We start from the raw sequence: 14,270 nt of genomic DNA on the forward strand, positions 1-14,270 counted from the left end.
GCCACGGCGTGACAGAAGCGGCTTTCGCGCGGGATTCCGCCGATCGTGTCGTTTCCGTTCACGGGTCGGCCTCGCGTTTCGCCTTCGCCCTCTCGCGCGCCTTCCGCTGACGTTCGGAGGCTGCAGCACGCTCGGCGAGCACCTGTTCGCGCGACGGTTGGTAGTCCAGCCAATCGTGGAAGAGCCACCCGCTGTCGACCTCTTCCCACAGGCCGACGCGCACCAGCGACGCGACTTCCGCGGGCGTCCCGTCGAGGTGCTTGAGCATCTCCTTCGGCACGAAGCCGTCCGTGAGCTGGTCCATGCACCACGAGAGTCCGGTCGCCCAGAGCGCTCGTGCGCCCTTCGACGCGCCGCGCCACTTGATCGCCGAGTGCAGCTTGTCGTCGACCTTCCCCCATGTCACGCCGCCTCCTCGGGTGGTGGTGGGGTCTCGTCCCAGGCGTGGTGGTCGAGCGTGGGGTCGACGTGCGGGCCGTCGTGGCCAGGGCTGAGCAGGCAGACGGCCATCTCGGCGATGGACGGCCAGCCCTCGAGCGGGAGGTAGTTCCCCGTTCGGACGATCGCGCTGCACGGGGTCAGGTGGCGGCCGGTCACGCGGCGCCGCCCTTCTCGGCCTTGAGCGCCTCGGCCCAGATGTCTCGGGCGGCGGGCGTCGTCGGGCGGTGTCCATGGAGCATCTGGTGGCGGAGTCGGCCGGCGGGGTCCGCGGTGAACGCGGCCCCGCACTGGCAGGTGTGGGTGGTCATGCTGCTCTCGCTTCTCGGCGCCGGGACTCGGCGCCGTCGTGGTCGGTCTGCATGGCGGCGCGACGGGCGGCCTGCAGAGTGGGGGTGTCGCCGTGTCGGCGCTCGTAGATCGGCTTGAGGTGGCGGGCCGTGGCGCGTGTGGCGTCCGGGTCGCCCGTGACCTGTGCGCGGCGGGCGCGCTCAGCCAGGACGTCGAGCCGTGACTGGTACGTCTCCTGCTCGGCGACCAGCAGGCGGTACGCCGCGTCGCGGGACTGCTGCGACATCCGCGCGTAGTCCTCGACCGACGGTGCCCGCCTCATGCTGCGAGCCTGCGCTGCTTGCGGAGCACCGCCGCACGCTCGGCCGGGGTCTTGCCGCCGAACATCCCGTACCGGATGGCGGCGTCGCTGCGAGACTCCGTGTCGAACGCCGCCTGGAGGCAGAGCGCAGCGACCGGGCATCCGTTGCAGATCTTGCGGGCGTCGTCGTAGGCGCCGGGGAGGTCCGAGTTCGGGTGCCACGGGTCGCCCTGCAGTTCGTGGTCCCAGTCGCGGCACTCGGCGTCCAGGCGCCAGTCCTCGGGCTCACGGGCGGCGAGGCCGTTGGTCGGTCGGGTCAGGGTCTGGGCGCGCAGGTTGGTCACTGGTCCTCCTTGTGGCAGCCGCACGCGCAGGCGGCAGGGTCGGTGGTGGTGCACGCGCGGCGCTGGCCGCTGGCGCACGGACGGGAGTAGGGCATGGGCTCCATCACGAGGGCGCCCCCTCTCCGGTGAGGGCTTGCACGACGGTCGCGACGAGGTCGCGTGCGGCGGGTGGGGTGACGGCGTTGCCGGAGAGCTTGACCTGCTCGCGGCGGTTGCCGGCCATGACGTAGTCCGCGGGGAACGCCATGGCCTGCTTGATCTCGGAGGGCTCGAGCATCCGGAAACGGACGTCGTCGATGTCGACGGTCTGCCCGGTGAGGAGCGACTGGTGGCCCGCGGTGGTGATGGTTCGGACCGGCTCGCCGGCGGGCGTCGTCATCTCGGCGCCGCCCTCGTTGTGCCGGTGGATGAGGGCGTGGTGGTTCCCCGAAGCCGTGACGGTCGCGAGCGGGTCGGCCGCTTGTCGCGCGGTCGAGCCGCCGCCGCGGAGCTCGGCGAGGAACGGCGGAAACGCCAGGGCCTTGCTCGTGTCGTTGGCGGTGAGCGTCGGCATGGCCTCGGTGAGCTCACGCGTCCTGTAGTCGAAGCGTCGCTCGACCATGAAGGGCGGGAATGCGAGGCCGGACTCGTTGCGCGTCGTCTGGGTGCGCAGCGGGTCGCCCATGGTCATGGGCTGCTTTCCGTCGCGGCCCTCGACCGGGACCATGACGGGCATGTACGCGATCGCCTTGGACTCGCGGGTGTGCATCGTGCGCAGCGGCTCGGACGCGGGCCAGGCCCGGTAGTACGAGCTCGGGTCGCCGTACCCGACGTGCTTGGGGTCGGCGGCGTCGTACTGGTTGCCGCCGTGCTCGACGTGGATCGGGGACCAGTACCGTTCGATGCCGACCTGGATGCGTCGCATCGTCTTCTCGGCGAGCGGCTTCGCGCGGTCGCCGATCCGGGTGCCGGGGTTCGACCAGTCGATGATCGACGAGGCCGGGAGCCACGCGGGCTCGACGACGTCGTTGCGGCAAGCGGCGTTCGGGCACCGGTAGAGGTACTGCGAGCGGTACCGGCCGGGGCGGGCCTGGCCGTCTCCCTTCTTCCACCACTGCATGGCGTCGACGACCTGGTCGCAGCGCGCGCAGTACGCCTTGGGGCGCAGCATGTGCTCGAAGTCCGGGGTGCGGTCCCCGGTGCGCCAGAACGCGATGTAGACGCGGTCGCGCGACTGCGGGGCCGGGAGCCCGTGAGCCTGGGCGTGCATCGAGTTCATCGAGATGATGCGGTGCCGGTACCCGAGCGCGTGCATCGCGCCGAGCCAGGACTGGAACAGCCCGCCGCGCACGCCCCAGGGGGAGGACCAGTCGACGACCTCGACGACGTTCTCGACCAGGACCGCCTTGTAGTGGTGGGCCTCGGCGAACCGCACGACGTCCCACATCGTCGCCCTGCTGCGTTCGGCCGCGGCCTCGGGCAGGACGTCGCCGAACAGGTCGGGCTGCTGGCCCGCGAGCTTGCGGCCCTTCGCCCTCGAGTGGTTCGTGCACTCTGGAGACGCCCACAGCAGATCGGTCGTCGGGATGAACCGCGGGTCCGTGTTCGAGATGTCGGCCTGCAGGTGGTCGGTGTCCGGGTGGTTCGCGTTGTGCGTCTCGATCGCGACGTCCCAGTGGTTTGCCGCGAGACGCACCTCGACGCCCGGGACACCAACGGCGCCCGTGGAGGAGCCGCCCGCGCCGCAGAAGAGATCGGTCATGGTGAGGTTGTGGCTCATGCTGCACCGCCGAGTGGGAGCGTTGGCGCCTTGGCGATCTCGTCGGCGGTGACGCGGCGGGGCGGGAAGATCTCGTCCTTGTCGAGCCCATCGCGCGTGATGGACGTGTAGTCCACGCCGAGGCTCGCGACCTCGCCGGCGCCCCACGCGGAGCGCTGCTTGCCGGTGCGAGCCTCGAGCTGGTCGATCTTGATGCCCTGCTCGCCGAAGAGGCCGACCATGGTGGCGATGCGCTCCGGGAGCGGCTTGCCCTCGCCCTTCTCGAGCGTGGCGCGGCACCGGTCCTGGGCCTCCTCGGTGAACCACGTCGGGAGGATCGTCGCGATGCACTCACGGACCGCGCGGGCGCCTACGTTCTGGTTCGAGAGGTAGATGTCGCCGAGGTCGGTCAGCTTCTGCCGGTCGCGCCCCTTCATGCGGGCGTGCGGGGCGATGAAGGTGCGGGTGGAGCGCGTGTTCGTCTGGACATCCCACGCAAACGCCTGGACCTCGCTGATTCCAGCGTCGTCGTCGCGACGGAGCTCCTGGACTCCGTACTGCACGTTGCCCCAGATGCGGGCGAGTTCGCGCATGAGGTGGACGGTCGGTCCGGTGCCGCGGTTCGGGACGGAGTAGAACGCGCGCCCGGCCATGGACAGGCGCCCGCAGGTGTCGCGCATCTCGGCCTCGGCACGCCCGAGGTCGCGGGGGACCTGCTGTGCGACGACGACGGCGGCCTGCACCTCAGCGACGGCGCGGGCCTGCTCGACCGCAGTCGCCTGAGAGGCGACGTCCACACGGGCCGCCGCGGCGCGGTCGGAGGGGAGGGAGAGGTCTCGGGTCATGATGCGTACTGCTCCTCTTCGGACTTGATGACGTACCAGCGGGCAGGCTCGACCTTGTGGACGACCGGGGCGTATCCGGGCCACTCGTTGGCCTGGCGGCACTGGTGGAAGGTGTCGACCGCGCGGCGCACCTTGGCGCGGCCGATCTGGGAGAACTGCTCGTCGAGCTCGACGACGGACACGAGGAACGGCGCGGTCTTCTCGACGACGACGAACACGAACGCGGTGTCGTCGTCGCCGCGGACTCGCCGCACGAGCTCGGGGTAGAACTCGGACTGCATGTCGTAGCCGTGCTCCGCGGCGCTGCGGTCGAACTCGCGCGGGTCGGCGGTGATGGCGGTCTTGAGGTCGACGATGATCGTGCGGCCGTCGCTGCGCTCCGGGAGGAAGTCGGGGCGGGCCCGCATCCACTCGCCGGTCTCGGGGTCGGGCGAGAAGATCGACGACTCCGCGACACCTGGTCGCTCGAACAGTGCTCGAGCGAGCGGATGGGTCAGGACGGCGTCCGCCATCGCGTCGACCTGGGCGATGACGTCGGCCTTGAGCGGGACCTGCCCAGCCTCGCGGGCCGCGGCGATGAACTCGCGCGCGGCCTTCGTGTTCGCAGCACCGGCGGCCGACAGGACGTCGTCCGGGATGGCAACGACGTCCATGCCGACGCCAAGCACCTTCCCGTGGACCGCGTGACCCACGTCGAACTCGTGCTTCTCGACGCGGTGGTCGAGCTGCCATCGGTAGAGCGCCGGGGACTTGAGGAGCGTCTTGGCTCCCGAGTTGGAGAGCGAGCCGCCGGCGACCGGGTCGCCGTGGTACTCGGCGTCCGTCATGCCCTCGTAGATGCCTTCGATGATCACTTCCGCCCCTCCTTCTTGCGTCGCGCGTCGATACGTCCGGCCCACCACGCCGAGGCGAGCAGGAGGGCGACGCAGACGGCGGTGCCGATGACGTCGGCCCAGGTGGCGCTCATGGCGCCTCTCCGAGGAGCAGGCGAGCGAGGGTGATGGATCGCTCGACCGAGCCGGGCTCGTCGGGCGATCCGAACTCGAGTTGGGCTGCGTCGTCCTCGAGCCAGCAGGCCAACTCGAGGTGAACGGCGGACGCCCGCGGGTAGATGAGGGCGTCCACGGGGTTGCCCCACTCGGCGCGCTCCGAGGCTGCGGCTCGGCGCAGCATCTCGGCGCTCATGCGTCGACCTCCGTGCCGTAGTCGTCGAGGTACTGGTCGAGGGCGGCATGGGCGAGCTCGCGCTCGTCGACGTTCTCCTCGACACGGCGCTCCTTGACCCACCACGCGAGGACCGGGGCGAGCGTGCGGGCGAGACGGTCCGCACGGTCGATCGCGTCGTCGCGCTGCTGGACGAGCCGCGCCTGCTCGTGGTGCTCGAGGGTCGTCATGGAGCCACGTCCTTCACGAGCCGGTACCCGGTCGACGTCGGGCGGAAGCGGTCGAGGCGGATGCGGGTCTGGAGCCCGGGCCCGCCCGCCGGGCGAACGACGGCGTGCGTCTCGTCGATCGCAAGGACCTGGACCTGACGGCCTGCGGAGCGCTTGTCGTTGTCGGCCCAGATCTGGCCGGGGCGGACGGCGGGGGTGGGCTGCGTCATGCGACTGCCTCCGTGACGGTGATGCGGCGGATGAGGTGGGCGGGGTGCGCGGACTCGTCGCGATCGCGACGGGCCCGGTCAGCGCTCTCTCGCCACTGGACGCAGTCCGCGAACGTGTGGTCGTCGTCGTCGCACCAGCACGCGGCGTACAGGACTTCGCCTTCGGGTGCGGCGGCGGCACACTCGGCCGCGGCGCGCTCGATCTGGTCGGCGAGGCCCGGGGGAAGCGTGGAGAGCAGGGAGCGGACACGGGCCGTGGCTGCCGGGCGTCGGATCACAGTCGCCTGGCCGGAGTCGTCGAGGACGTACAGGCGGTCGTCAACGGTCATCGCGCACCGTCCGCGAGCCATGCCTCGGCCTGGTCGGCGAGCGACCCCGGTGCGAACGCCTCCATCTCGACGTCGTCGTAGGGGGCCGACGGGTCCTGCACGATCTGCTCGCGCGCCGGGATGGTGTCGGCGAGCTCGCGGGACACGAACCCCTCGAGCACCGCGGCTGCCTCACGGGGCCCGTGCTGCTCCAGTGCGCCGAGTGCGATCACGATCGCCTCGTCCTCGGTCGTGGCCGACGCGCCCGCACCGAAGAACAGGGGAGGCACGCGGCGGGGGAGGCCATCTGCGCGGTCCGCCACCGAGTACTCGGGTGCGGGGTCAGGAATGACGAGGGCCTCGATGGCTGGCGACACCCGTGGTCGCCTCTTGAACAGCCTCATTGCTACGCTCCTTCTTGGGTGAGTTGCCCCGCCAGGCGTGCATGCCGACGGCGGGGCTTCTTGCTGGGTGGGGTCAGGCGGTGTCGAGGTTCTCGAGCCATGCGTCGAGGTCCTTCTCGAGAACGACGTACTGGCGCGGCGTGCCGTCTGCGTTGCGGCTGGTGACCTTCGCCTTGAGCGGTGGCGGCCACGCGGCCGGGTCCGTCGCGCGGATCGCCGCCCGGATCTGCTTCTGCGAGAACGGCGTGACCGCCTCCACGCCCGCGATGGAGTACGCCTTCTGCTCCGTCGCGGTGCTCACGACGCCACCTGCTGCATGTGGGCGACGACGTCTCGGATGTCGTCGGAGCCGCAGGCGGCTGCAGCCTCGCGGTAGCGGCGGCCGCCGTTGCGCCACCATTCCTCCGGCACGGCCACCGAAGAGGTCGGCACGAGCGCCCCGTTGCCCCTGTGCTGCGCCGGAATGAGTGCGCGAAGTTCGTCCTCGGTCACGCCGAGGATCAGGGCAACAGTTCCGATCGAGACGCCGAGGTCGCTCGGGTCGCCCGGGATCGGCTGGAAGTCGACTGAGGCGCTCATGCCCGCACCCCCTCGAGGTCGGCGCGCATGATCGCGAAGACGCGGTCGAACAGGTTCTCGTCGCGCTTCGTGTACCCGTTGACCTGCTGGAAGGTGCCGTTGACCTCTCGGGGGACCTTCTTCGGCTCGTGCCCGTGCTCCGCGATGTAGAGCGCCCGCAGCCGCTTCCCGAAGCCCCCGCAGTGCTTCGCGATGAGAACGCGGTTGACCTTGCGGTCGCGCAGGTAGGACGTGACGTCCATCGGCAGCGTGGTCGGGTCGAGCTCCGGCTCCTCGCCCATGGCCTGAGCGAGGACCAGGCGGCCCTTCGCTTCGAGGTAGTGGTCGTCGATGATGCCGCGCGCCGTAGCAATGACTTCCATCTGCACGCGGGCCCGGCGGACCAGTGCGTCGATCTGGTCCTCGGACGCCCGTGGGTTGATCGCGCCACCCTTGGTCCAGTACGCCTCGATGGCGTCGGCAACCTCGGACTGGTAGGCGACCAGGAGGGGGCGAGCCGTCTCAGCGACGCGACGCTCGTCGATCGTTGCGAGCAGCATCAGGGCGGTGCGGACGTCGGTCGCCACCACCTGCCGAACCTGCCTGTCGCCCGGCATCTGCACCTCCACCAGGGAGGTGCAGGCCCATGACTTGCCGGCGAGCTTCTTCCGCTGCGGCTCGAAGTCCAGTCCGATCGACTCGACGAAGGGCTTGAGGATGACGTGCGGCTTGCCGTCGACGTTGACAGCGAGGACCTCGCTGTCGCGGAACGGGATGTGGATGAGGTTGTTCATGGGATCCTGCTTCCTGTACGGAAGCCCTCGCTCTGTCTCCTGCCGGGACAGCGGGGGCTTTCTGCTGTTCTGTCTCAGGCGGCGTCGCGGGTGCGCGGCGCGTAGCTGGTCGTCATGGATCCCTCAGGGATCCGGAAGGCGCGCTCAAGGGCCCGGAGCATCAGGTCGGAGACTCCGCGCGAGCCAGACTCGATCGCGGAGAGCGTGCCGCGGCTCGCGGTGATCTCCGGGAACTCTGCGCTGATCCGAGCGCTGACCTCTTCGAGCGTCAGGCCTGCCGCCAAGCGGAGGGCGCGGAGGGGGACGTAGGGAGGCGTCTTGGCTTCCCTCAACGGGGGGACTGGACCGGGTCCAGCAATCTTTGCTGCCATGTTGATGACCGTACAGCAAACATGGTTGGCAAGGAAGGCCGAAGGCCAGCAAACATTGCGATTCCGCCGGTGTTGGCCGACGGCGCACGGCCAAATCCCCAAGTTGCACCGGTGTTGTTCGCCAACCTCAGGCCATGTTTGCCGAAGATCTCTGGCAGGGTGGGGGCATGGCACAGGACATCGCCCGACTCGGGCCACTGGTTCGAGCCCGCAGAGAAGAGCTCGGCCTCTCACAGGAGGACGTCGCCGCACTCGGCGGGCCGTCCACAACGACGCTCTCCAAGATCGAGAACGGGGAGGCGAAGGCGATCCGCCTACGCACTGCGCGAGATCTCGACCGCGCCCTGGGGTGGCGCAGGGGGTCCACAGAGGACGTCCTCTACCAGATCGCGGATCCCCGCGTCACGATCGACCCTGACCAGGCTCCTGAGCAGGTGCACCAGGGCCCTCCGGTCCCTACGTACACCCCTCCGTTGGAACCCGAGGGCGACTCGTGGCTCCAAGTGCGGGCCGAGCGAGATGATCGCGGACGGAGGGTGATCGTCGGGATCAGCGTCTCGACAGATCCGGAGGGGGTCCGGTCCGAGGTTGAGCTCAGGTATTGGCCCGGTGACCGCTCGCGCGCCGTCTCGATGGGCGGCTTCCCGGAGGCCGTCTACACCGCACACCAGATTGCGCTCGACAACACGAGCATCTTCAGAGCAGCGAAGGAGGTGGTGGGCAATGCTGAGCACCCCGCCCCCATGAACGAGGCCGGCGAGACGCCGGCAGCAGATGACAGCAACGTGCACGAGTTCCGTGGTCGCCTCGTGTCGCGCGAGACATGGGACGAGGACGCGGCTACGTTCTCGGAGAGAGCCGTAGCGAACGAAGACCAGACGCTCGAGGAAGAAGGCATCGCACAGCTCGAGGACCCGTGAGGGAGGGCTGAGCATGCAGGACCTGATCGACTACGTGCGCGAGCGCGGCTGGGGCTTGAAGTACGACAGGCTCGGGCGTCGCAACGGGGAGTACTCCCGAGGGCTCATCAAGCTCACGGACCGTCGGCTCACGGCGTTCACGCTCCGCATGACGCTCGCTCACGAGATCGGGCACGCGCACCACGATCACCCGTGGACCGACGACCCGGTCGTCTGGAAGCGGCACGAGCGCGAGGCGGACATCTTCGCGGCGCTGCTCCTCATCTCGGCCGAGGAGTACGCGCGCGCCGAGCGCATCGTGGGCGGGCATCAGGGCGCGATCGCCAAGGAGCTCAACGTCACAGAGAAGTACGTGCTGCTGTGGCGCGAGAACTATGTCCACCCGCGCGCACGATTGCGGCACCTGAGAGCCGTCTAGCAGTGCAACTTCACCCGGCGAGGTGGGGCCTCGCGCGCAAGGGGTGCGGGAGGATTCGCACCATGGATACGCGAACCACCACGATTGCAGGCGCCTTGCTGGCCCTGGTCCTTCTTGCCGGATGTGCTGGCGAGAACGAGGCGGCAAAGGCTGCCTACGATGCGTGCGTTGAGCATGAAGGCGATCTCGACTTGATGGCGCTTGACGGCAGCAAGGTGACGATCACGGTCGACGGGGATAACGCGAAGGCGCTCTCGGCCTCCGGTGGCGTTGCCGACGACATCCTGGCCGGGAACGAACTGGACGACGAGGGGGTGTCGGGCGTGGTGGTCTCCATGGCGGTGCTCATGGGCGCCGAGTGCCTTGCCGAAGAGTCAGGCTTCCCCGGCGCTCCCGACGAGCTGAAGGACGGTGACGAGTGGGAGGGCTGGGAGTTCGCTGAGATGAGTGGGGCAGGGTCCTCCTTCACGATGACGTTCACCGCAACCTCGTAGCCGCACGGGTGGACGCAGCAATGCCCCCGACGATCTCTCGTCGGGGGCTTCGTCGTGCCGGGGGTTACGGGGCGCTGAGCCCCAGCCTTCCCGCCACGCCGTCGAGCGCCTTGCGGGACATGTCCTGCGACGCGTGAAGGTAGGCCTGCGAGGACACGATCGAGCTGTGTCCGATGATCGCGGTGATGACGGTGTTCGAGACCCCGGCCTCCATGAGCAGGGTCGCGGTGGAGTGGCGGGCCTCGTGGAGGGCGTAGCGGCGGCCGAGGAGCGGGCCGCCGCGCTCGTCGAGCCTGAGCCCGGGGGTGAAGGGCGCTTCGTCGATGCGCGCGACCCGCGCGACGTCCTGGAGGGCGTACCAGGCGATCGAATCGTCCTTGTCGTCGCGAGGGGAGCCGTCGAGCGCCGGCCACACGAGGCGGTGGGGTGACGGGGGAGCGACCTCGCGCCACGCGAGGAGCGCGGCCTCCATCCACGGGACCATCGGGATCACGCGCGTGCCGGACTTCGACTTCGGCGGGACGAGGTGCCAGCGCCCGACGAGGTGACGGTGCGGCGTGCCGGGCTTGATCCGGAAGCCCGATGATCGGTCGCGGGGGACGCGGTAGGGGACAGCGTCGAGCTGCCATGCGACCTCGATAGTCTTCCGTTCGAAGTTCACGCAGTCCCACGTGAGCCCCAGGCACTCGCCCTGGCGCATTCCCTGGAGGAACGCGGCGACCCAGCGCGACCCGGCCGGGCCGAGGTCGCCTGCGGCGCGGATGATGGCGTGCGCATCGATCAGCGGCACGGCGTCGCGGTCCGTGACGTTCTTCTCTGGGTTCGGCATCTCGAGCACACGCTGGGGCACGCGGTACCCCTCGACGATCGCGTCTCGGAGCATCTTCTTGAGCACGACCTGGGCGCGCAGCGCTGTCGACTGGGCGCGACCGGCCGACAGAATCGCGGCGGTGACGGCGCGCATGTGGGCCGGGGTGAGCTGCTCCAGGCGAACGTGGCCGATCGTCGGGATGACCCACTTGCGCACCTGGGAGATGTCGTTGCTCGTCGTGCTCGATCGAACCTCGTGCTGGCGTCGCTCGGTCCACGCCTTCGCCCAGGTGCTGATCGTGACCCGAGCCGACGCGCCCTCGACCGGCATGCCCTCGGCGGCGATCTGGCGCTGCTTCTCCTTGAGGCGCGCCTTGGCTTCAGCCTCGGTCCGTCCGGAGACCTTGAGGCGGCGGCGCGTGCCCTTGGCGGTGACGCCCGCCTCGATGGTGCCGATCCAGCGGCCCTTGTCCGGGTCGAATGCCACTCCTCCGGTGCCATGCTGGCGACGCTTCCTGGGGGGCATGAGATCTCCGATCTTCGGGGGGCCAATCTGGGGGCCAACTTACGGTGCTCTAAGAGGTATCCCACGGATAGTCGTTTGGTCTATTCGTGCAGGTCAGACGGCTTTTTGCTCCGCTCCCACCGTACCCCACTTTCCCATTCGCAATGAGAAGGTCGGGGGTTCGAATCCCCCTAGCTCCACCAGGCACAAGGCCCGGAACCTCCAAGGTTCCGGGCCTTCGTCGTTCCGTCACCCTGTCCGGCAAGGGGCCACGCGTGGCGGGTGCGCTCCGGACCCAGAGGACGCGCCACCCCTCGGGCCGTCCTGCGGGGGCTTCGCGCGCCCGGGCACACCTGACGGTTCGCGTCCGGCAACCAGACGCGGTGCAGGCGCACCCTCGACGGTGCGGACGCAGCGACCCAGCGTCCCGGTATGGCGATCGGTGAGGCTCGCGACGGGGCTAGCTGTTCCACGTGTCGATGACGACGAGCAGTGCGCCCCAGAAGACGAGGCCACCGCCCAGGGCCATGCCGGTTCCGTGGGCGCCGGTGCTCGGCTCGTTCCTGCGCCGGCGGACGCCGGTCGCGACCCGCGCGAGCAGCACGAGCCCGAGCAGAGCCAGGACGAGCCCGATGAACGTCACCACCACGGCGGCACCGGTCGCCTTCTTCTCGCGCGCCACGCAGATGCGAACATACCTCGCCCCCTGAGGTCCACCGCCATCCTGCACGTTCTCGATGTCTACCACGCCCGGGAGCCCTGTGCCGTGAGGAGCGCTCCCACGTTGACGGGCCCGCCGGCGCTGCCGCACCCCGCGGTAAGGAACCGTGGTCGGCCCACACCCGACGCACCGGTCGGGCCGGGGTCTCGGCACGGCTGAGGCCGGGGACCCTGGCGGCCCGCGTCGAAGCCGCTAGCATCACCCCGTGATGCTGAGAGTGGCCGCCGTCCAGGCGGAGGCGATCCCGGGCGACACGGTCGCCAACGTCGAGAAGGCCGCACGTCTCACGGCCGAGGCGGCCGCGGCGGGTGCGCGCCTCGTCGTCCTCCCCGAGGCGTTCGTGACGGGCTACGACGACGCCGTCTTCGCCCGACCGTTGCCGCGGGCCGACGACCTGTCCTGGACGTCGCCGCTGCAGCGCACGGTCGACGCGACGGGAGCCGTCGTCGTGCTGAACACGGCGCTCGACCACGGGGACCGTCGCGCACTGACGAACCTGGTGCTCGCCCCGGGGCGCGCTCCATGGGTCGCCTACGACAAGCAGCACCTGCACGCGAGCGAGCGTGGCACCTTCTCCGCGGGGCCTGGCGGCGCGAGTCTGGCCGTCGACGGCGTCGAGGTCGCCCTGTCCGTCTGCTACGACGCGAACTTTCCCGAGCACGCGGCCGCGGCCGCGGCCGTCGGGGCGAGCGTCTACGTCAACAGCGGCGCGTACTTCCCCGGCGGCGCCCACCGGCGGGACCTGCACTACGCCGCCAGGGCCCTCGACAACGGGATGTACGTCGTCTTCGCCGGTCTCGTCGGGGCCCCGAGCGACTTCATCGGCGGGTCGGCGGTCTTCGACCCGGTCGGGCGCCGCGTCGCGCACGTCGAGTCCCGTGAAGGGCTGGCGATCGCCGACGTCGACCCTGCGGTGCTCGCGGCGGCCCGCGATGCACAGCGCATGTGGACGGACCGTCGTCCGGCGCTCGGCGACCGGGCCCGCGAGACGTTCTCGCCCGGCTGACCCGCGCCCCCGTGCCCGGGTAGCGTCGGCGTCCATGGACACCTCCGCGCCCGTCTTCGTCGCCGGTCCCGCCTCGTGGAACGAGCTCGTCTACCTCGACGCCCTGCCCGAGCCGCGTTCGCAGACGCTGTTCGCGGAGCGCCACCGAGCCACGGTCGGCGGGACGTCGGCGGGCAAGGCCCTCAACCTGCGCGCCCTGGGCCGCGGGGTCGTGCTGCGCACGGTCCTGGGGTCCGACGACGTCGCTCCCCGCGTCGAGGACGTCCTGCGGCAGGCGGGGGTCGCGCTCCTCGTGGAACCGTCGCCGGACGGTAGGACGGAGCGCCACCTCAACCTGATGGGCGGCACGGGGGAGCGGTTGTCGATCTATCTCCAGGCTCCCGGCGACGTGGCCCCTGGGCGGACGTGGGACGCTGCCGTCGCAGCGCTGACCGCTGCTCCGGCCGTCGTGATCGACCTCGCGCTGCCCGCCCTGCCGCTGCTGCGCGAGGCACGCCGTCTGGGCAAGGACGTGTGGTGCGACGTGCACGACTACGACGGCGCGGCCGAGTTCCACCGCGAGTTCGTCGAGTCGGCCTCGTTCCTGTTCCTCAGCTCGGACCGTCTTCCGGGGTACCGGGCCTTCATGGAGGCCCGCGTGGCGGCCGGCGCCCGGCTCGTGGTGTGCACGCACGGTGCGCGGGGGGCGAGCGCCCTCACCGCCGACGGCGGGTGGGTCGAGGTGCCTGCTGTCGCCGTCGAGCGGGTCGTGGACACCAACGGTGCGGGCGACGCGTTCTTCGCGGGCTACCTCGACGCCCACCTGCGAGGGGTGGGGGTCGCCGAGGCGCTGGGCGAGGGTGCCCGGCGCGGCGCGCTGTGCGTGCAGAGCCCGGACCTGGCGCCGCTCGGCTGAGCGACGCGGCCTGGCGTCGTTCGCCGGGTGCACGTGACGCGGCGGGCCGCTGCCCGCCAGTGGAAGGTCAGGATCCGGCGACGCACTCGATCGGGCGGCCGTTCACGTCGTGGATCCCCGGGCCGAGCTCTGCGCACTCGCCCATGAGCCAGACCAGGGTCGCGGCCCAGATCACGATCGCCACGATCACGAGGAACGAGACCACGATCGCGGCCACGGCCCACCAGTTGTTGAGCCGGGCCCGCCGTGACTTCACGAGCCCGACGATCCCGAGGACCAGACCGACGAGCGACAGGGGGATCGACAGCACGAGCCCGACGATGCCGAGGGTCTTGCCGGGGTTGTGGACGACGGGCTCGGGGTGGGTCACGGGGGTCCTCGGGGTCGGAGCGAACAGGGACGGCACGGTGGCCGGCTCCAGTATCCCGGACCGTCGGGTCACGATCGTCCGGGTCCGCCTGCCGAGCCCGCCCGACGAGTCGGGAGAACGCCCGTGGGGGCCCCCC

The 14,270-nt window shown here is 70.4% G+C and carries 25 protein-coding genes; 5 read left to right on the forward strand and 20 right to left on the reverse strand.

Features of this window, described 5'->3' with window-relative positions; all coding sequences use genetic code 11:
* Positions 1–58: 58 nt before the first annotated feature.
* The 17 genes from H9652_RS04220 to H9652_RS04300 form a co-directional block, all read right to left on the reverse strand.
* Positions 59–406, reverse strand: a complete 348-nt coding sequence (locus H9652_RS04220) for a hypothetical protein (protein WP_191795021.1) — start codon at positions 404–406, stop codon at positions 59–61.
* Positions 403–597, reverse strand: coding sequence for a hypothetical protein (locus tag H9652_RS04225; protein WP_191795022.1), 195 nt, complete (start codon positions 595–597; stop codon positions 403–405). The genes H9652_RS04220 and H9652_RS04225 overlap by 4 nt, the downstream gene beginning before the upstream one ends.
* Positions 594–749: a hypothetical protein gene (locus H9652_RS04230; protein WP_191795023.1), complete on the reverse strand. Its 156-nt coding sequence runs from the start codon at positions 747–749 to the stop codon at positions 594–596. The genes H9652_RS04225 and H9652_RS04230 overlap by 4 nt, the downstream gene beginning before the upstream one ends.
* Positions 746–1,051: a hypothetical protein gene (locus H9652_RS04235; RefSeq protein WP_191795024.1), complete on the reverse strand. Its 306-nt coding sequence runs from the start codon at positions 1,049–1,051 to the stop codon at positions 746–748. Before H9652_RS04235 ends, H9652_RS04230 begins: the two co-directional genes overlap by 4 nt.
* Positions 1,048–1,374: a WhiB family transcriptional regulator gene (locus tag H9652_RS04240; RefSeq protein ID WP_318243971.1), complete on the reverse strand. Its 327-nt coding sequence runs from the start codon at positions 1,372–1,374 to the stop codon at positions 1,048–1,050. The genes H9652_RS04235 and H9652_RS04240 overlap by 4 nt, the downstream gene beginning before the upstream one ends.
* 103 nt (positions 1,375–1,477) lie before the next feature.
* Positions 1,478–3,133: a DNA cytosine methyltransferase gene (locus H9652_RS04245; protein ID WP_191795025.1), complete on the reverse strand. Its 1,656-nt coding sequence runs from the start codon at positions 3,131–3,133 to the stop codon at positions 1,478–1,480.
* Positions 3,130–3,957 carry a hypothetical protein gene (locus H9652_RS04250; RefSeq protein WP_225227707.1) on the reverse strand — a complete coding sequence of 276 codons (828 nt, stop codon included), beginning with the start codon at positions 3,955–3,957 and terminating at the stop codon, positions 3,130–3,132. Before H9652_RS04250 ends, H9652_RS04245 begins: the two co-directional genes overlap by 4 nt.
* The gene (locus tag H9652_RS04255; protein ID WP_191795026.1) at positions 3,954–4,811 is read right to left on the reverse strand and encodes a PD-(D/E)XK nuclease-like domain-containing protein; all 858 of its coding nucleotides are present in this window, start codon (positions 4,809–4,811) and stop codon (positions 3,954–3,956) included. The genes H9652_RS04250 and H9652_RS04255 overlap by 4 nt, the downstream gene beginning before the upstream one ends.
* Positions 4,812–4,920: 109 nt before the next feature.
* Positions 4,921–5,142: a hypothetical protein gene (locus tag H9652_RS04260; protein ID WP_191795027.1), complete on the reverse strand. Its 222-nt coding sequence runs from the start codon at positions 5,140–5,142 to the stop codon at positions 4,921–4,923.
* Complete coding sequence (locus H9652_RS04265) at positions 5,139–5,351, reverse strand: hypothetical protein (RefSeq protein WP_191795028.1); 213 nt, start codon at positions 5,349–5,351, stop codon at positions 5,139–5,141. Before H9652_RS04265 ends, H9652_RS04260 begins: the two co-directional genes overlap by 4 nt.
* A complete protein-coding gene (locus H9652_RS04270; RefSeq protein WP_191795029.1) occupies positions 5,348–5,560 on the reverse strand; it encodes a hypothetical protein in 213 nt (70 codons plus the stop codon). Before H9652_RS04270 ends, H9652_RS04265 begins: the two co-directional genes overlap by 4 nt.
* Positions 5,557–5,889 (reverse strand): hypothetical protein, encoded by a 333-nt coding sequence (locus H9652_RS04275; RefSeq protein ID WP_191795030.1) that lies wholly within the window; start codon positions 5,887–5,889, stop codon positions 5,557–5,559. The genes H9652_RS04270 and H9652_RS04275 overlap by 4 nt, the downstream gene beginning before the upstream one ends.
* A complete protein-coding gene (locus H9652_RS04280) occupies positions 5,886–6,272 on the reverse strand; it encodes a hypothetical protein (protein ID WP_191795031.1) in 387 nt (128 codons plus the stop codon). Before H9652_RS04280 ends, H9652_RS04275 begins: the two co-directional genes overlap by 4 nt.
* A 73-nt stretch (positions 6,273–6,345) precedes the next feature.
* Positions 6,346–6,573, reverse strand: coding sequence for a hypothetical protein (locus tag H9652_RS04285; protein ID WP_191795032.1), 228 nt, complete (start codon positions 6,571–6,573; stop codon positions 6,346–6,348).
* Positions 6,570–6,851 (reverse strand): hypothetical protein, encoded by a 282-nt coding sequence (locus tag H9652_RS04290; RefSeq protein WP_191795033.1) that lies wholly within the window; start codon positions 6,849–6,851, stop codon positions 6,570–6,572. Before H9652_RS04290 ends, H9652_RS04285 begins: the two co-directional genes overlap by 4 nt.
* Positions 6,848–7,624: a phage antirepressor N-terminal domain-containing protein gene (locus tag H9652_RS04295; protein ID WP_191795034.1), complete on the reverse strand. Its 777-nt coding sequence runs from the start codon at positions 7,622–7,624 to the stop codon at positions 6,848–6,850. Before H9652_RS04295 ends, H9652_RS04290 begins: the two co-directional genes overlap by 4 nt.
* Before the next feature lie 74 nt (positions 7,625–7,698).
* Positions 7,699–7,956 (reverse strand): helix-turn-helix domain-containing protein, encoded by a 258-nt coding sequence (locus H9652_RS04300; RefSeq protein WP_225227708.1) that lies wholly within the window; start codon positions 7,954–7,956, stop codon positions 7,699–7,701.
* A 206-nt stretch (positions 7,957–8,162) separates the two neighbouring features.
* Between H9652_RS04300 and H9652_RS04305 the strand changes: the two genes are divergently transcribed.
* From H9652_RS04305 to H9652_RS04315, 3 genes are all read left to right on the forward strand, one after another.
* Positions 8,163–8,915 (forward strand): helix-turn-helix domain-containing protein, encoded by a 753-nt coding sequence (locus tag H9652_RS04305; RefSeq protein ID WP_191795036.1) that lies wholly within the window; start codon positions 8,163–8,165, stop codon positions 8,913–8,915.
* Positions 8,916–8,928: 13 nt separating this feature from the next.
* Complete coding sequence (locus H9652_RS04310) at positions 8,929–9,333, forward strand: ImmA/IrrE family metallo-endopeptidase (protein WP_191795037.1); 405 nt, start codon at positions 8,929–8,931, stop codon at positions 9,331–9,333.
* A 62-nt stretch (positions 9,334–9,395) separates the two neighbouring features.
* Positions 9,396–9,827 carry a hypothetical protein gene (locus H9652_RS04315; protein WP_191795038.1) on the forward strand — a complete coding sequence of 144 codons (432 nt, stop codon included), beginning with the start codon at positions 9,396–9,398 and terminating at the stop codon, positions 9,825–9,827.
* Positions 9,828–9,891: 64 nt separating this feature from the next.
* Here H9652_RS04315 and H9652_RS04320 read toward each other — a convergent pair whose 3' ends face one another.
* A complete protein-coding gene (locus tag H9652_RS04320; protein ID WP_191795039.1) occupies positions 9,892–11,124 on the reverse strand; it encodes a tyrosine-type recombinase/integrase in 1,233 nt (410 codons plus the stop codon).
* Positions 11,125–11,602: 478 nt separating this feature from the next.
* The gene (locus tag H9652_RS04325; RefSeq protein ID WP_191795040.1) at positions 11,603–11,824 is read right to left on the reverse strand and encodes a hypothetical protein; all 222 of its coding nucleotides are present in this window, start codon (positions 11,822–11,824) and stop codon (positions 11,603–11,605) included.
* Positions 11,825–12,071: 247 nt separating this feature from the next.
* On the opposite strand from H9652_RS04325, the gene H9652_RS04330 reads away from it, so the two are divergent.
* Both H9652_RS04330 and H9652_RS04335 read left to right on the forward strand, forming a co-directional pair.
* Positions 12,072–12,869, forward strand: coding sequence for a carbon-nitrogen hydrolase family protein (locus H9652_RS04330; protein WP_191795149.1), 798 nt, complete (start codon positions 12,072–12,074; stop codon positions 12,867–12,869).
* A 34-nt stretch (positions 12,870–12,903) separates the two neighbouring features.
* Positions 12,904–13,764: a carbohydrate kinase family protein gene (locus H9652_RS04335; protein WP_191795041.1), complete on the forward strand. Its 861-nt coding sequence runs from the start codon at positions 12,904–12,906 to the stop codon at positions 13,762–13,764.
* Between the two features lie 67 nt (positions 13,765–13,831).
* Here the strand turns inward: H9652_RS04335 and H9652_RS04340 are convergent, their stop codons facing one another.
* On the reverse strand, positions 13,832–14,134 hold the full coding sequence (locus tag H9652_RS04340; RefSeq protein WP_191795042.1) for a hypothetical protein: 303 nt from the start codon (positions 14,132–14,134) through the stop codon (positions 13,832–13,834).
* Between the last annotated feature and the right edge of the window lie 136 nt (positions 14,135–14,270).

This window comes from Oerskovia rustica, assembly GCF_014836555.1.
In the GTDB taxonomy this organism is placed as follows: Bacteria; Actinomycetota; Actinomycetes; order Actinomycetales; family Cellulomonadaceae; genus Oerskovia; species Oerskovia rustica.

Coding starts and splice junctions, on each gene's coding strand:
- H9652_RS04230 (WP_191795023.1), bottom strand. CDS start 749: ATGACCACCCACACCTGCCAGTGCGGGGCCGCGTTCACCGCGGACCCC.
- H9652_RS04235 (WP_191795024.1), bottom strand. CDS start 1,051: ATGAGGCGGGCACCGTCGGTCGAGGACTACGCGCGGATGTCGCAGCAG.
- H9652_RS04245 (WP_191795025.1), bottom strand. CDS start 3,133: ATGAGCCACAACCTCACCATGACCGATCTCTTCTGCGGCGCGGGCGGC.
- H9652_RS04250 (WP_225227707.1), bottom strand. CDS start 3,957: ATGACCCGAGACCTCTCCCTCCCCTCCGACCGCGCCGCGGCGGCCCGT.
- H9652_RS04260 (WP_191795027.1), bottom strand. CDS start 5,142: ATGAGCGCCGAGATGCTGCGCCGAGCCGCAGCCTCGGAGCGCGCCGAG.
- H9652_RS04265 (WP_191795028.1), bottom strand. CDS start 5,351: ATGACGACCCTCGAGCACCACGAGCAGGCGCGGCTCGTCCAGCAGCGC.
- H9652_RS04270 (WP_191795029.1), bottom strand. CDS start 5,560: ATGACGCAGCCCACCCCCGCCGTCCGCCCCGGCCAGATCTGGGCCGAC.
- H9652_RS04275 (WP_191795030.1), bottom strand. CDS start 5,889: ATGACCGTTGACGACCGCCTGTACGTCCTCGACGACTCCGGCCAGGCG.
- H9652_RS04280 (WP_191795031.1), bottom strand. CDS start 6,272: ATGAGGCTGTTCAAGAGGCGACCACGGGTGTCGCCAGCCATCGAGGCC.
- H9652_RS04290 (WP_191795033.1), bottom strand. CDS start 6,851: ATGAGCGCCTCAGTCGACTTCCAGCCGATCCCGGGCGACCCGAGCGAC.
- H9652_RS04295 (WP_191795034.1), bottom strand. CDS start 7,624: ATGAACAACCTCATCCACATCCCGTTCCGCGACAGCGAGGTCCTCGCT.
- H9652_RS04305 (WP_191795036.1), top strand. CDS start 8,163: ATGGCACAGGACATCGCCCGACTCGGGCCACTGGTTCGAGCCCGCAGA.
- H9652_RS04310 (WP_191795037.1), top strand. CDS start 8,929: ATGCAGGACCTGATCGACTACGTGCGCGAGCGCGGCTGGGGCTTGAAG.
- H9652_RS04315 (WP_191795038.1), top strand. CDS start 9,396: ATGGATACGCGAACCACCACGATTGCAGGCGCCTTGCTGGCCCTGGTC.
- H9652_RS04330 (WP_191795149.1), top strand. CDS start 12,072: ATGCTGAGAGTGGCCGCCGTCCAGGCGGAGGCGATCCCGGGCGACACG.
- H9652_RS04335 (WP_191795041.1), top strand. CDS start 12,904: ATGGACACCTCCGCGCCCGTCTTCGTCGCCGGTCCCGCCTCGTGGAAC.